Source organism: Devosia sp. 2618, from assembly GCF_040546815.1.
Lineage (GTDB): Bacteria > Pseudomonadota > Alphaproteobacteria > Rhizobiales > Devosiaceae > Devosia.
Genome location: NZ_JBEPOO010000001.1, coordinates 2,536,520 through 2,550,348 on the forward strand (window position 1 = coordinate 2,536,520; position 13,829 = coordinate 2,550,348).

At 60.2% G+C, this 13,829-nt stretch carries 13 protein-coding genes; 1 reads left to right on the forward strand and 12 read right to left on the reverse strand.

Annotated elements, in window-relative coordinates:
- Nucleotides 1-84 precede the first annotated feature (84 nt).
- A complete protein-coding gene (locus ABIE28_RS12750; protein WP_354063475.1) occupies nucleotides 85-660 on the forward strand; it encodes a YqgE/AlgH family protein in 576 nt (191 codons plus the stop codon).
- A gap of 28 nt (nucleotides 661-688) precedes the next feature.
- On the opposite strand, the gene ABIE28_RS12755 is transcribed toward ABIE28_RS12750, so the two are convergent.
- The 12 genes from ABIE28_RS12755 to coxB form a co-directional block, all read right to left on the reverse strand.
- Complete coding sequence (locus tag ABIE28_RS12755; RefSeq protein WP_354063477.1) at nucleotides 689-3,574, reverse strand: EAL domain-containing protein; 2,886 nt, start codon at nucleotides 3,572-3,574, stop codon at nucleotides 689-691.
- Nucleotides 3,575-3,744: 170 nt separating this feature from the next.
- Nucleotides 3,745-4,356: a GNAT family N-acetyltransferase gene (locus ABIE28_RS12760; RefSeq protein WP_354063479.1), complete on the reverse strand. Its 612-nt coding sequence runs from the start codon at nucleotides 4,354-4,356 to the stop codon at nucleotides 3,745-3,747.
- A 13-nt stretch (nucleotides 4,357-4,369) separates the two neighbouring features.
- Nucleotides 4,370-5,632, reverse strand: coding sequence for a M16 family metallopeptidase (locus tag ABIE28_RS12765; protein WP_354063481.1), 1,263 nt, complete (start codon nucleotides 5,630-5,632; stop codon nucleotides 4,370-4,372).
- Between the two features lie 51 nt (nucleotides 5,633-5,683).
- The gene (thrC, locus tag ABIE28_RS12770) at nucleotides 5,684-7,078 is read right to left on the reverse strand and encodes a threonine synthase (RefSeq protein ID WP_354063483.1); all 1,395 of its coding nucleotides are present in this window, start codon (nucleotides 7,076-7,078) and stop codon (nucleotides 5,684-5,686) included.
- 68 nt (nucleotides 7,079-7,146) lie between these two features.
- Nucleotides 7,147-7,905 (reverse strand): SURF1 family protein, encoded by a 759-nt coding sequence (locus ABIE28_RS12775; RefSeq protein ID WP_354063485.1) that lies wholly within the window; start codon nucleotides 7,903-7,905, stop codon nucleotides 7,147-7,149.
- Nucleotides 7,902-8,252, reverse strand: a complete 351-nt coding sequence (locus tag ABIE28_RS12780) for a DUF983 domain-containing protein (protein WP_354063487.1) — start codon at nucleotides 8,250-8,252, stop codon at nucleotides 7,902-7,904. The genes ABIE28_RS12775 and ABIE28_RS12780 overlap by 4 nt, the downstream gene beginning before the upstream one ends.
- Nucleotides 8,253-8,320: 68 nt before the next feature.
- Nucleotides 8,321-9,157, reverse strand: a complete 837-nt coding sequence (locus tag ABIE28_RS12785) for a cytochrome c oxidase subunit 3 (RefSeq protein WP_354063489.1) — start codon at nucleotides 9,155-9,157, stop codon at nucleotides 8,321-8,323.
- Nucleotides 9,158-9,159: 2 nt separating this feature from the next.
- On the reverse strand, nucleotides 9,160-9,726 hold the full coding sequence (locus ABIE28_RS12790; protein WP_354063491.1) for a cytochrome c oxidase assembly protein: 567 nt from the start codon (nucleotides 9,724-9,726) through the stop codon (nucleotides 9,160-9,162).
- A complete protein-coding gene (locus tag ABIE28_RS12795) occupies nucleotides 9,726-9,908 on the reverse strand; it encodes a cytochrome c oxidase system small membrane protein (RefSeq protein WP_354063493.1) in 183 nt (60 codons plus the stop codon). The genes ABIE28_RS12790 and ABIE28_RS12795 overlap by 1 nt, the downstream gene beginning before the upstream one ends.
- Nucleotides 9,908-10,840: a heme o synthase gene (locus ABIE28_RS12800; protein ID WP_354063495.1), complete on the reverse strand. Its 933-nt coding sequence runs from the start codon at nucleotides 10,838-10,840 to the stop codon at nucleotides 9,908-9,910. Before ABIE28_RS12800 ends, ABIE28_RS12795 begins: the two co-directional genes overlap by 1 nt.
- Before the next feature lie 55 nt (nucleotides 10,841-10,895).
- A complete protein-coding gene (ctaD, locus tag ABIE28_RS12805) occupies nucleotides 10,896-12,599 on the reverse strand; it encodes a cytochrome c oxidase subunit I (protein WP_354063497.1) in 1,704 nt (567 codons plus the stop codon).
- A 23-nt stretch (nucleotides 12,600-12,622) separates the two neighbouring features.
- Entirely contained in the window at nucleotides 12,623-13,549 is a 927-nt protein-coding gene (coxB, locus tag ABIE28_RS12810; protein WP_354063498.1) for a cytochrome c oxidase subunit II, read from the reverse strand.
- Nucleotides 13,550-13,829: the final 280 nt, after the last annotated feature.

The following is a 13,829-nucleotide window of genomic DNA, read 5'->3' on the forward strand; positions in this document are numbered from 1 at the left end:
AGCATCATGCCTTCGTGATCGCAACAAGCCAGGTTTGCGGCATCACGCCTTGGCATGGCCAAAGGTTGCCGGTTATTGTTGGGCATGAACTCACTCGAAGGACAGTTTCTGGTCGCGATGCCGGATATGACGGACGAACGCTTTGCCGAAAGCGTCATCCTCATTGTCGGGCATGGCAGCGAGGGCGCGATGGGGCTGGTGGTTAACCACGAGCTGGCCGATATGCGGTTTGCGGACATTATCGACGAGCTCGATCTGGGCGATCCGGATGCTGTCATCCACTTGCCGGAGGCCATCCGCGAGGGTGTTGTGATGCGCGGTGGGCCGGTGGAGAAAGGGCGCGGCTTTGTGCTCCACTCATCCGACTATCAGAGCGGCAATACCTATCCAGTCACCGACAAGATCAGCCTGACGGCGACGCTCGATATTTTGAAGGCCATGGCCTTTGGCCCGGCGCCGCGGTCGACGCTATTTGCGCTCGGCTATTGTGGCTGGAGCGCCGGGCAGCTGGAAAATGAAATCGCCGAAAATGGCTGGCTGACCATGCCATTGAGCTGGGAAGTGATTTTCAACACGCCGGTGGAGCAGCGCTACGACGCCGCCTTGGCAAGTCTGAAGATCACCAGAGCCTCACTGAGCCCGAGTGCTGGCCACGCCTGAGCGAGGCCAAGGCGCAGATTGAGGCGCCTTACTTGCCCAGTTGTGCGGCGAGCTTCTTGCCGAGTTCTGCACCACTCATAGCCGCGCCGAATGCGAAGCCCTGAGCATAGCGGCAATTGAGCTGACGCAGGCGCTCGATCTCGTCGAGGGTTTCGACGCCCTCGGCAATTACCATCAGATCGAGATCGGTCGCCAAGGCCACAATAGCCTTGATTATCGGGCCTTGCGTATGGGCGATGCCATTGCCTTCGCCCATTTTGACGAAGGCTGCAGGGATTTTGATGGTATCGAACGGGAAGCGGTGCAGATAGCTCAGCGAGGAATGGCCGGTGCCGAAATCGTCGAGCGCCAGTCCCAGTCCCAGATTGCGTAGAGCGGCCAGCATATAGGCGGAGTGCTCGGGATTGGTCATCACCTGGCTCTCGGTGATCTCGAGCTTGAGGTGCTGCGCTAGGTCCTTGTCTTGCGCGACTAGGTTGCGCATGTCGTTGAGCAGGGTCTCGGTCGCCAACTGGGTTGGCGAGAGATTGACAGAGATAAAGAACTCTTCGGGTAGGCCGAGCGAGGCCATCCAGTCCTTGGTCTGGGCGGCGGATTGTTCGAATGCCAGGCGACCCAGCTTTTCGATCTGGCCAGAGCGTTCGGCCAGAGGCACGAACTCGTCGGGCGTGACAGCGCCGCGTGTTGGGTGGGTCCAGCGCATCAGCGCTTCAGCACCAGCAATCTGACCGGTCTGGATATCCATCACCGGCTGGAACATCACATGCAGTTCGCCCTGCTTCATGCCGCGTTCGAGGTCTTCCTCGCTGGCGCGGTTGTAGGCGGCGATGGAGCGTGCAGAGGCGCGGTAGGCTTCGATGCGGTCACCACCAAGACGCTTGGCGTAATACATGGCCAGTTCTGCATCACGCAGCACATCGGCAGCGGTGGCCGGGTTGCTGTCATAGATGGTGACGCCAATGGACGCCGAGAGCGTCAGGTCGCGGTCGCCGAAGTTGAACGGCGCCTTGAGGGCCTTGCGGATCTGTTCGGCAGTTTCGGCGATCTTGCCGGCTGCCTGTTCGGAGGCCAGAATCACCGCGAACTGATCGCCAGTGACGCGGGCCACGGTATCGAGCGGGCGCATGACGCGGGCGATGCGGCGCGAAATGGCCAGCAAAACCGAGTCGGCGGCCGAGTGGCCGATGCGCTCTTCGAGTTCCATGAAGCGGTCGATATCGATCAGGAACACGGCAGGCTTGGTGCCACCGGGCGTGCGGGCACGCACTAGAGCGCGCTCAAGCCGATCAAGGAACAGCATGCGGTTGGGCAGGCCGGTGAGGCTGTCATGCACTGCGTCATGAAGCAGCCGTTCGCGGGCGGCACGGTCCTCAGTCACGTCCTGCAGGGTACCAACGATGCGGTTGACCTGACCGTCGCCACCGAGCACGGGCTTCACCCGCATGCGGAAGCTGCGATAGCTGCCGTCGTGTCCAGCAATGCGCATGTCGGAGGACACCTTGCCACGCCGGAGCTCGACCAGCGTGTCGAAGGCAGTGCGGAAACGGTCGCGGTCGTCGGGGTGGACGCGATCGAGCCAGCGCTTGATGGCGCCGCGCAGCGAGCCGCGCTTCTCGCCGAGGCGCGTGGCAAGTTCGTCGCTGACCGAGACGCGGTCGCGCTCGATGTTCCAATCGAACACAAAGTCACCCGAGCCGGTCAGCGCCAGTGCGCGGCGTTCGACTTCGGAGAGCGTTCCGATGGTGACCTGACCTTCGGAGAAGGCGTGCTGCACGGCGGTGAAACCCAGCAGCATGATGATCAGCACGAGGCCGCCGCCAACAGCGGGCTGGGCCACGTCGTTGGAGACCTGCCCCGAAACGACCAGCCAGGAATAGAACAGCCAGGCGATCAGGATGATCCAGGTGGGCACCAGCAGCACGGCACGGTCATAGCCGCGCAGGGCCAGCAGCAGGATCAGGAAGAAACCACTGATGCCGATCAGCGCCAGAACCATGCGTGCGATACTGGCCGCAATGGCGGGATCGAAGAACGCAAAGGCGAACAACGCGAGGAACAGCGCGGCCAGACCCAGAGCGAGGTGGACGAAGCGCAGATGCCATCGATGCAGGTTCAGATAGATAAACAAGAAACCCGCGAGTGTGGTCGCTATGCCCGCCTCCGCCGCAGCGCGGATCGGCTGCATGCCTCCAGCATCTATTCCGAGAACGCGCCCAAGAACGCCGAAGTCGATCAAGAGGTATGCCAGCACCGCCCAGGCAAACGCGGCCGTCGCAGGGAACACGCCCCTGCCCTTGACCACGAACATGATGGTGAGGAACACCGCAGCCAGCGAGGCCACACCAAGCACCACGCCCCGGAACAGGGTGAAGGAGTTGACGTAGTCGCGATAGGCGTTGGGCTGCCAGAGATAAAGTTCGGGCAACTGACCCGATGTCAGTTCGGCGACGAACGTGACGGTAGCGCCGGGATCGAGGGTGATCTCGAACACGTCGGCTTCGCTATCGGTGAGGCGAACGGGGCGAATACCGGCGCTTGGCGTCAGCGCGGTGAGACGATCATTGCCCAGATCGGGCTGAAAAATGCCCGAACCGGGAAGCCGGAAGAACGGCGCCACAAGCAGACGCTCGATCTGCTGGTCGCTTTCGTTGCGCAGGGCAAACAGCGCGAATTTTGGATTGGTGCCCGGCTGGGCGGCCAAAACTTCGATACGGCGAATGATGCCGTCCTCGCCGGGGGCGGTCGACAGCTGAACGCGGCCATCGGTGCCGGGCTGGATCTCGATGACTTCCGTCAGATTGACGGCGTTGACGTCTTCGGGAACCGAGATGACTTCGAAGGCAGTGGCTGTGGCGGGAGCAAAGGCGGCCAGCGCGAACGCAAGACACATCGCAAGTGCAAAGAGGTGACGCATCAGGGGCGAATATATCCTGCGGTAGGCTTCATTGTGGCAGCGTTCCGGTGCGCAGATCAAATTAGCCAAACCGGGCGGCAAAAGAGCATCCTCTTGGCGGGAGCGCCCTTTGGTAGCGGGGATTGAGTCCTGCGACAAGGTTACCGAGGTGTTGCGAGAATGCAACAAGTTTACGCAGTGCGGCGGGTATAGCGGCCGAGTTCGTAGCGTTCCTTGGTCAGGCCGAACATTACGTGGTCTTCCCAGCGGCCATTTATCTGCAGATATTTCTCTGCAAAACCTTCTTCGACGAAGCCATTCTTTTCCAGCACGCGGCGCGAGGCAATATTGCCGGGCAGGAAAGCGGCATGAATGCGATGCAGATCGAGCGTGTCGAATACGAAGGGGAGTGTGACGCCGACCGCCTCACTCATCAGCCCCTGCCCCGCAAACTGCTGGCCCATCCAATAGCCGAGATTGACGAACTGGGCCGCGCGGCGGCGCACATTGGACAGGGTGACGCCGCCCACCAGCGTTTCGTGGCGGCCGGAGGTGAGGAAGATAAAAAACGAATAGTCGCTGCCTTCTTCTGCTTCTTCGCGGGCTCGCTTGACGCGGGTAGCAAAGACATTGCGGCCAAGGTCGGCCTCGGTCCAGCGCGGCTCGAAGGGGCGCAGGAAATCACGGCTGGACCGGCGCAGGCCGTACCATGCGTCAAAATCAGCCATGATCGGCAGCCGCAGCATGACCTGCGGACCGCGCAACGCGATCAGGGGAACCGGGGATGACCAGGGCCAGAGCATGGCGGAAGCGTCCCTAGCGCTTCAAGTGATCGCTGATGGCCTCCACATCGGCGAGATTGCCGATGGGACCTATGCCGGCCAGCGTGGGCGAACCCTTGGTGAAAATCTGCTCGGCGACATCCTGAACACGCTGCGCGGTGATGGCATTGATGCGCTCAACCGTTTCCTGCATCGGGATCGGACGCCCCCAGAGGATTTGCTGACGCGCCAGCTGACCGGCGCGGGCCGATGGGCTTTCGAGCGACATCAAAAGGCCTGCTCTGATCTGGTTGCGGACGCGGATGACTTCTTCTTCGGTGATGCTTTCGGTGGCGCGCTTGAGCTCGTCGAGAACGACGGGGACAAGGTCTGCCACCTCATCTTCGCCCGTTGCGGCCGCAACACCGAACACGCCGCTATCGGCGAAGGCCCAGTGGAAGGAATAGACCGAATAGCACAGGCCGCGCTTCTCGCGCACTTCCTGGAACAGGCGCGAGCTCATGCCGCCGCCCAGAATGGAGGCGAGAACCTGCGCCGCGTAAAAGCCATCTGCATTGTAGGCGCGGCCTTCAAAGCCGACGACGATATGGGCCTGCTCGTGATCGGAGAACAGACGCTCCTGCCCGCCATGATATTCGGCGCGCTGGGGCGCGGGAGCGCCGTTGGGCTTGAGATCGGCAAAACGTTCGCGGGCGACGTCGACCAGACCTTCGTGATCGACATTGCCAGCGGCGGCCATCACCATGTGGTCGCCCACATAGTTGCGGTTCATATATTTGCGGACCATGTCCGGATTGAAGTCACGGACCGAATCCACCGTGCCCAAAATGGTGCGGCCGATGGGCTGGGTGGGGAACGCGGCCTGCTGGAACAGATCGAAGACGTGATCGTCCGGATTGTCGCGCGCGGCGCCAATTTCCTGAACGATCACCTGCTTTTCGCGGGTAAGCTCGTCTTCGTCGAACAGCGAATTCTGCAGGATATCGCTGAGGATATCAGCGGCCAGAACCACGTCTTCTTTGAGGACACGGGCGAAATAGCCGGTGTGCTCAATGGAAGTCGCGGCATTGAGATCGCCGCCAACGTTCTCGATGGCTTCCGCGATCTGCAGAGAATTGCGCGAGGTGGTGCCCTTGAAGGCCATGTGCTCGAGCAGATGGGAAATGCCGTGTTCGGCCTTGCGCTCGCTGCGCGCCCCGGCCTTGACCCAGACACCAAGCGAAGCACTTTCGAGATGCGGCATGTCGTCGGTGAGGACCACCATGCCGTTATCCAGGATTGTCGACTGTACGCTCACGCAAGATCCTCCTCAGGCCCGGCGGTCGAGAGACCACCGTCCCTCGATTCGTCAGCCAGCGCGCGTACGCGCTGTAATGAATTCTTCGACCGCAACCTGGTCGTTGGCAAGGACGCTCAGGCGCTCCGTGCGGGCATAAAGATCGGCCAGCCAGGTTGGCAGCGCCGGCTCAATGCCGGACGCTTCCTTGACGGCCGCCGGGAATTTGGCGGGATGGGCGGTGCCCAGAATAACCATCGGCGTTGCCGACTTGGGCTGATGGCGCGCAACATTGACGCCGACTGCCGTATGCGGATCGAGCAGATAGCCGGCCGCCTGATGGGTCATCGAAATGGTGGCGCGCGTCTCGGCCTCGCCGGTGGTTCCGGCAGCAAAGTCGCGACGGATGGCGGTCAGCGCATTGTCTGGCACGGTGAAGCCGCCGGACTGCTTGAGGCTGTCCATCATACGAAGCACAGACGTTGCATCACGGCCGGCGCTTTCAAACAGCAGCCGCTCGAAGTTGGACGAGATCTGAATGTCCATCGACGGGCTGATGGTAGGCGCAACGCCTTCCATCTCGTAACGACCTGTATCGAAAGTGCGGCGCAGGATATCGTTGGAATTGGTTGCGATAATCAGCTTGTCGATCGGGAGGCCCATGGCCTTGGCGCAATAGCCGGCAAAGATATCGCCGAAATTGCCGGTTGGGACCGTAAAGCTCACCTTTCGGTGCGGACTGCCCAACGAAACCGCCGACGTGAAGTAGTAGACAATCTGCGCAACGATACGGCCCCAATTGATGGAGTTGACGCCAGAGAGGCGCACGCTGTCGCGGAACTTGTGGTTGTTGAACATCGCTTTGACGATGTTCTGGCAGTCATCGAACGTGCCTTCGAGCGCGATGTTGTGAACATTGGCGTCGAGCACTGTCGTCATCTGCAGGCGCTGCACGGGCGACGTACGGCCCTGCGGGTGCAGGATGAAAATGTCGGTCGTGTCGCGGCCGCGGAACGCTTCGATGGCCGCCGAGCCGGTGTCGCCTGACGTGGCGCCAACGATGGTGGCCTTGAGGCCGCGCTCGGCGAGAATGTGGTCCATGATGCGGCTCAGGAACTGCATCGCGACGTCCTTGAACGCCAGCGTGGGGCCGTGGAACAGCTCCAGCACGAAGTGGTTTGGCTCAAGCTCGACGAGTGGCGTTACCGATGGACGGCGGAACGCGGCATAGGATTCGTCGATGATCGCCTTGAGCTTGGCAGGCGCGATCTCGTCGCCGGTGAAGCGGCTGATAATGGCATAGGCCACGTCGGCATAAGGCTTGCCGGCAAAGCCAGCGATTTCGGCACTGCTGATCTGGGGCCAGCTTTGCGGCACATAAAGGCCACCGTCGGAGGCCAGGCCAGCGAGAACTGCGTCAGAGAAGCCAAGCACGGGCGCCTGGCCGCGCGTAGAGACAAACTGCATTCTGGGGAGGGGCCCTTTTAGAATAATTGCAACCTAGTCAAACAGGGGGGGAACCGCAAGTTTGACGGTTAGCCCTTGCCGATGGCGCGCTGACGGGCAAACCAGAAGCCGAGCATGACCACGGCCACGATGGCAAAACCGTACCAAGTATAGGCGTAACCCAAGTGGTTATTGGGGAATTCGACGACCGTCTCGCCACCCTGCGGCAGCTCGCCGGGAGCGCCGGCTGGCAGGTCGACATAGAATGGCGCGAAGGGACCCAGCGCTGGATCGACCATGGCAGCAAGACGAACGGGATCACGTACCCACTCGATTCGATCCGAGGTGTTGGGCTCGGGCGTCATGAAACCCGCTTCTTCGCCAGGCCGCAGCAGGCCCGAAATGGTGACCTGATCGTCTTCAGCCTGGCCATCGGTGACGGCGGCTTCCTGGAAATCAGCTGGCACAAAGCCGCGATTAACGAAGACCGTGCCGCCATCGGCCAAGACGAAGGGCGTCACAACCCAATAGCCGGGACCGGAGGCGCGGCCCTTGGCGCTACCGAGGCTGGTGAACACCGTCACCGTCTGATTGTAGCGGAACGAGCCGGTCAGCGAGACAGGCTGGAAGTTGAGCGCTTCAAGATCAAGCGTTGGCCAGGTCGTTTCTGCCGGCACCGGAATCGGGTCCGCGTGCAGGCGCTGGTCGACGGCAACGATCAGGGCTTCTTTTTCGGCAAGGCGATGCATCTGCCAGGTGCCTAGCCAGACGCAGGTGACGGCGAGCGCCAGCATCATGACGACAAAGGTCCAGGTCATGATCGGGCCGAGGCGGCGCGTTTCGGTCATTGGTGACCCTCATGGGCATCGTGGCGGTATTGCAGCGCCACCAATACGCCTTTGAAGGGCGGCAGCAACAGCAGCGAAAAGACAATGGTGGCCGGTATCCAGAGCATCAGGTGCACATAAGGCGGCGGGTTGAAAACCGCGCCCACGGCCAGTGCCAGAATGATGACCAAAGGCGCCACCAGAAAAATCACGAAGATGGCTGGGCCATCACCGCTATCGGCAAACTTGAAATCGAGACCACAGGCTGAACAGCTCGGCGCAATCTTGAGATAGCCGGCAAAGAGGCGCCCTTCCCCGCACCGTGGACAGCGGCAGAGCAGTCCGGTCAGGATGGGCGGTTTTTGCAACACATGGGCTCCAAATAAATCGGGGCGCAGCTTGCCGCTGCGCCCCGTGAATAACGTCCGGGCGGACCTTAGTGGTTGAGTGCCACGCCCCAGCTGCCCCAGATATAGATCGAGGCAAACAGGAACAGCCAGACAACGTCCACGAAGTGCCAGTACCAGGCAGCAAACTCGAAGCCGAGGTGGCGTTCTGGAGTGAAGTCACCACGGTAAGCGCGCAGCAGGCAAACGGCCAGGAACACGGTACCGATGAAGACGTGGAAGCCGTGCAAGCCCGTCGCCATGAAGAAGGTAGCGCCGTACATGTTGCCCGAGAAGGCAAAGCCAGCTTCGGTGTATTCAAGGATCTGGGTGCCGGTGAACAGGATGCCCAGACCAACGGTCAGGACGAGACCCCAAAACAGACCCTTGCGATCATTTTCCAGCAGAGCGTGGTGAGCCCAGGTCACCGTGGTGCCCGAAGTCAGCAGGATCAGCGTGTTGAACAGCGGCAGGTGGAACGGATCGAACAGTTCAACGCCGGTTGGTGGCCAATGGCCGCCGGTTGCCGCCACACGAGCATACTGCTCGACATCCTCTAGGCGGAAGAAGCCATCGAAATAGGCCCAGAAGAAGCCGAAGAACACCATCACTTCGGAAGCGATGAACAGCATCATGCCATAGCGGTGATGCATCTGCACGACCGGGGTGTGATCGACGCCGTTATTGGCTTCCTTGATCACATCGCTCCACCACGCATACATGGTGTAGAGGATGCCAACGAGGCCAATGAAGAACACCCATGGTGTCCAATGGTGCATCCAGAAGATTAAGCCCATTGCGAAAACTAGGACGGCCGCAGACATGACGAATGGCCAGGGGCTCGGTTCGACCATGTGGTAGTCGTGGTTTTTGGCTATGCCGGCCATGGTCAGCTTTCCCCCTTCTCAGAAGCGTAGAATGTATAAGAGAGTGTAATCTCTTTGATGGTTGCGAGCTCGTGGTTATCATCAAGCTCGGGATCGACGAAGAACACGATCGGCATATCCACGGTTTCCCCGGGCTGCAGTGTCTGCTCGGTAAAGCAGAAGCATTCGATCTTGTTGAAATAGACGCCAGCATTTTCTGGCGAGACGTTGAACACGGCCATGCCGGTGATCGGCTTGTCCGAGTGGTTCGTCGCAATGTAGTTGACCGTGTCGACAGCGCCGATCTTGTCGGTGACCGATGGCGCGGCCTTAACGGTCCAGGCCAGATCGTTGGCGACGTTGGAGTCAAAGCGAACCGTCATCTGGCGGTCGATGACGCCCTTTGGATTGTCGGTTGCCTTGCCGGGCGTGCCGCCGAAGCCGGTCACTTGGCAGAACAGCTGATAAAGCGGGACGGACGCATAAGCGAGGCCGACCATGCTGGCAGCGATGACGAGGCCAGTGATGGCGATGCGCTTGTTGCGGCGTGCCAGTTCTGGGTTCAGAGCCGGTTGGGTATAATCAGCCATCAGAGCGCGCGATCAAACAGGGCTGGGCCCATCTTGACGATGGTCAGCGTGTAGAAGGTGATCGCAAAGATTGCGAGCGCGATGCCGAGGGCAATCGAGCGACGACGGCGAACGCGGGCACGCGCTGCTGCGATTTCTGGGGATTCGACTTCGACGTTAGCGATGTCGAGTGGTGCGCTCATCATATGAAGCTCCCGAAACGGGTCAGCAGGTTGTCCGTCAGGAACGCGAAGAACACGATGAACAGGTAGCTGAGCGAGTAGTTGAAGAGGGTGCGCGCTGTCTTGCGCATGGCGACGTCTTCGCGAGTGCGCAGCAGACGCCAGGCCAGATAGGTGAAGGACAGGCCGGTCACGACGGCGACGGTGGTGTAAATCCAACCGGCAAAGCCGAGCCACGATGGCAGCATTGCCGAAAGCGCCAGCAGCAAGGAGTAGACAAAAATCTGCACCTTGGTGGAGGCATTGCCCACCACGTTTGGCATCATCGGCACGCCGGCAGCGCCGTAGTCGGACTGTTTGTAGAGTGCCAGCGCCCAGAAGTGCGGCGGGGTCCACAGGAAGATGATCAGGAACAGCACGACGCTTTCGAGCGAGACGTTGCCCGTTACAGCCGCCCAGCCGACAACCGGTGGGAAAGCACCGGCCGCGCCACCGATAACGATGTTCTGCGGCGTCGAGCGCTTGAGCCACATCGTATAGACGACGGCGTAAAAGAAGATCGTGAAGGCGAGCAGACCGGCTGCGACCCAATTGGTCGCAAGGCCCAGCAGCGCCACCGAGAATACTGAAAGCACGACACCGAAAACCAGGGCTTCCTGGCGGCTCATGCGACCGGCTGGGATCGGACGGTTCTGGGTGCGGCTCATGATGGCGTCGATATCGCTATCGTACCACATGTTGAGGGCGCCGGAGGCCCCTGCCCCGATGGCAATGCAGACCACGGCGATGACGCCGATGATCGGGTTGATACCGCCGGGCGCGACCACAAGGCCAACGATGGCGGTGAACACGACCAGCTGCATGACACTCGGCTTCAGCAGCGCGAGGTAGTCCTCGACGCGCGCTTCGCCGGGCACGCCGGTCAGGTTCCTGCTGTCGTCAATTAAAGCCACTGGCCTTGCCTTTGCAGTTTGGAAGCGGGCCGCGCGAACGCGGCCCGGATTTGCATTAATGCGCGTTGGTCGATTCGATCTTAGGCAGCGTCGAGAACTGGTGGAACGGTGGTGGGCTGGACAGGGTCCATTCCAGCGTCGTTGCACCTTCGCCCCATGGGCTGTCGCCAGCCGGACGCTTTTTCTTGAACGCTTCCCAGGTTGCGTAGAAGAAAATCGCCATGGCTACGAACGTGATGTAGTAGCCGATCGAGGAGACGCGGTTCCAGGTCGCGAAGGCATCGGGGTAATCGATGTAGCGACGTGGCATGCCGGCAAGGCCGAGGAAATGCTGCGGGAAGAAAATCAGGTTCACGCCAACGAACATGACCCAGAAGTGCAGCTTGGCCAGGAACTCGTTGTACAGGTAGCCGCTCATCTTTGGGTACCAGTAGTACCAGCCCGCAAAGATCGAGAACACAGCGCCAAGCGACAGCACGTAGTGGAAGTGAGCAACCACATAGTAGGTGTCGTGCAGGGCACGGTCAGCACCAGCATTGGCAAGCACCACACCGGTCACACCACCAACGGTGAACAGGAAGATGAAGCCGATAGCCCAGAGCATTGGCGACTTGAAGGTGATGGAGCCGCCCCACATGGTGGCGATCCACGAGAAAATCTTCACGCCCGTCGGCACTGCAATGACCATGGTAGCGGCCACGAAGTAACGCTGGACGTCAAGGCTGAGGCCCGTGGTGTACATGTGGTGAGCCCACACGACGAAGCCAACGAAGCCAATGGCAACCATAGCGTAGGCCATGGCCATGTAACCGAAGATCGGCTTGCGGCTGAAGGTCGACACGATGTGGCTGACAATGCCGAAGCCCGGCAGGATCATGATGTACACTTCAGGGTGACCGAAGAACCAGAACAGGTGCTGGAACAGGATTGGATCACCGCCCTCGGCAGGCTTAAAGAAGGCCGTGCCAAAGTTACGATCGGTCAGCAGCATGGTGATGGCGCCAGCCAGCACTGGCAGGGCCAGCAGCAGCAGGAATGCGGTCACGAGAACGGACCAGGCAAACAGCGGCATCTTGTGCAGCGTCATGCCGGGAGCGCGCATGTTGAAGATCGTGGTGATCAGGTTGATGGCACCAAGGATCGAGCTGATACCAGCCACGTGCAGCGACAGGATCGCGAAATCCATTGCCGGACCGGGGTGACCGGAGGTCGACAGTGGTGGGTAGATGGTCCAGCCGCCGCCGAAGCCAAGCGCACCAGGGCCAGTGCCTTCAAAGAACAAGCTCATCAGCAGCAGGATGAATGCTGGCGGGAGCAGCCAGAAAGCGATGTTGTTGATACGTGGGAATGCCGTATCCGGCGCACCGATCATCAGGGGCGCGAAATAGTTGGCAAAGCCGCCCATAGTTGCAGGCATGACCACGAAGAACACCATGATCAGCGCGTGCGCCGTGGTGAACACGTTGTACATGTGCTTGCCGGCGTCGAGCGCCTCGCCACCTGCAGGGTCCATGCCATAAACCATGGCTGCGAGGCCGTGGAAAATCTGAATGCCGGGTTCCTGCAATTCCATGCGCATAACGCCGGAAAGCAGGCCACCGATGATCCCCGCCACGATGGCGAAGATCAGATACATGATGCCGATGTCTTTGTGGTTGGTCGAATAGACCCAACGACGCCAGCCGGTTGGCGTATGCGGATCATGACCAACGTGGTCGTGTCCGGTCGCCTGGGCTTCGAGGTTAGCCGTGTTTGCCATTGTTAGTGTCCCCTAACCCGTTACTACTGCACAGCCGCAAGCGTCGCGTTGGCGGCATTGTAATCGCCCGCTTTAAACGCCGCTATGAAGGTTGCGTATTGTTCTTTTGTGACGACGCGCACGGCGATCGGCATGAAGGCATGGTCCTTGCCGCAAAGCTCGGAGCACTGGCCGTAGAAGATGCCGGTTTCGCGCGAGTTGAACCAGGTCTCATTGAGACGACCGGGAACCGCGTCGATCTTGATGCCGAAGGATGGCACCGCGAAAGCGTGGATCACACCCATCGGATCGGCGGTAACCTGAACGCGCACAGTGGTATCGACTGGAACGACGAGCTCGTTGTCGACCGCCAGAAGGCGCGGCTGGCCGGGCTTCTTGGAGGTGCGATCTTCTTCGTTGAGCATGATCTGGGTCAGAGCCAGATCGTCATCAACATATTCATAGTCCCAGTACCACTGCTGACCAGTTGCCTTGATGGTCAACTCAGGCGCGGGCACTTCGAGCTCGCCGAACGAGAAGATGTTCGAGCCAAGATACTTGCGCTCGCCATCAGGCGTTGTCAGCTGATCGCTCAGAACGCCAAACGACGGAATGGCGATAATGATCAGCATGACGATTGGCAGAACCGTCCAGACAATTTCAACCATCGTATTGTGGGTGAAACCAGCAGGAACAGGGTTCCGCTTCGCATTGTAGCGATAAACGATCCACATCAGCAGAACGAGAACCAGAACCACGATAAACGTGATGGTCCACATCAGAATACCATCATGGAACGCCACAATGGAGTCCATGATCGGCGTTACCGATGGTTGCAAATGATATTGGCCAGCAACGGGATGACCGGGGGAAGCCCCGCCAAATTCGTCCTGCGCCGAAGCCAGAGCAGGAGCCAGCGCCATTGCGGCCGCCGAAATCGCCCCCATCTTTCTCAAGAACTGCCCGGTCACACAAACCCCCTGTAGTCATCAATTGGTGCATCCACACCGGGATTGAGGGGCAAAAACAGCGGCATAGCGAACGCCGCCCCGACTCAACCTCGGAGCGCAAAACTCATCTGCGACCTAAATCACATCACACTCGCCAAGTCCATTGCGGCAAAGCTGTGTGCTACTGCGTCATATTGTGCCCGCCAACGGCGCCACCCGCCTCACCCTCGCCGCAGTTTTGCCGCCATATCCCCAGCAAATCCGGGCCTTGGTTGACTTGAACAGCGGCCTGTCGGAAACA

Coding starts and splice junctions, on each gene's coding strand:
- ABIE28_RS12785 (WP_354063489.1), bottom strand. CDS start 9,157: ATGGCCGGCATAGCCAAAAACCACGACTACCACATGGTCGAACCGAGC.
- ABIE28_RS12790 (WP_354063491.1), bottom strand. CDS start 9,726: ATGGCTGATTATACCCAACCGGCTCTGAACCCAGAACTGGCACGCCGC.
- ABIE28_RS12755 (WP_354063477.1), bottom strand. CDS start 3,574: ATGCGTCACCTCTTTGCACTTGCGATGTGTCTTGCGTTCGCGCTGGCC.
- ctaD (WP_354063497.1), bottom strand. CDS start 12,599: ATGGCAAACACGGCTAACCTCGAAGCCCAGGCGACCGGACACGACCAC.
- ABIE28_RS12760 (WP_354063479.1), bottom strand. CDS start 4,356: ATGCTCTGGCCCTGGTCATCCCCGGTTCCCCTGATCGCGTTGCGCGGT.
- ABIE28_RS12795 (WP_354063493.1), bottom strand. CDS start 9,908: ATGAGCGCACCACTCGACATCGCTAACGTCGAAGTCGAATCCCCAGAA.
- ABIE28_RS12775 (WP_354063485.1), bottom strand. CDS start 7,905: ATGACCGAAACGCGCCGCCTCGGCCCGATCATGACCTGGACCTTTGTC.
- thrC (WP_354063483.1), bottom strand. CDS start 7,078: ATGCAGTTTGTCTCTACGCGCGGCCAGGCGCCCGTGCTTGGCTTCTCT.
- ABIE28_RS12750 (WP_354063475.1), top strand. CDS start 85: ATGAACTCACTCGAAGGACAGTTTCTGGTCGCGATGCCGGATATGACG.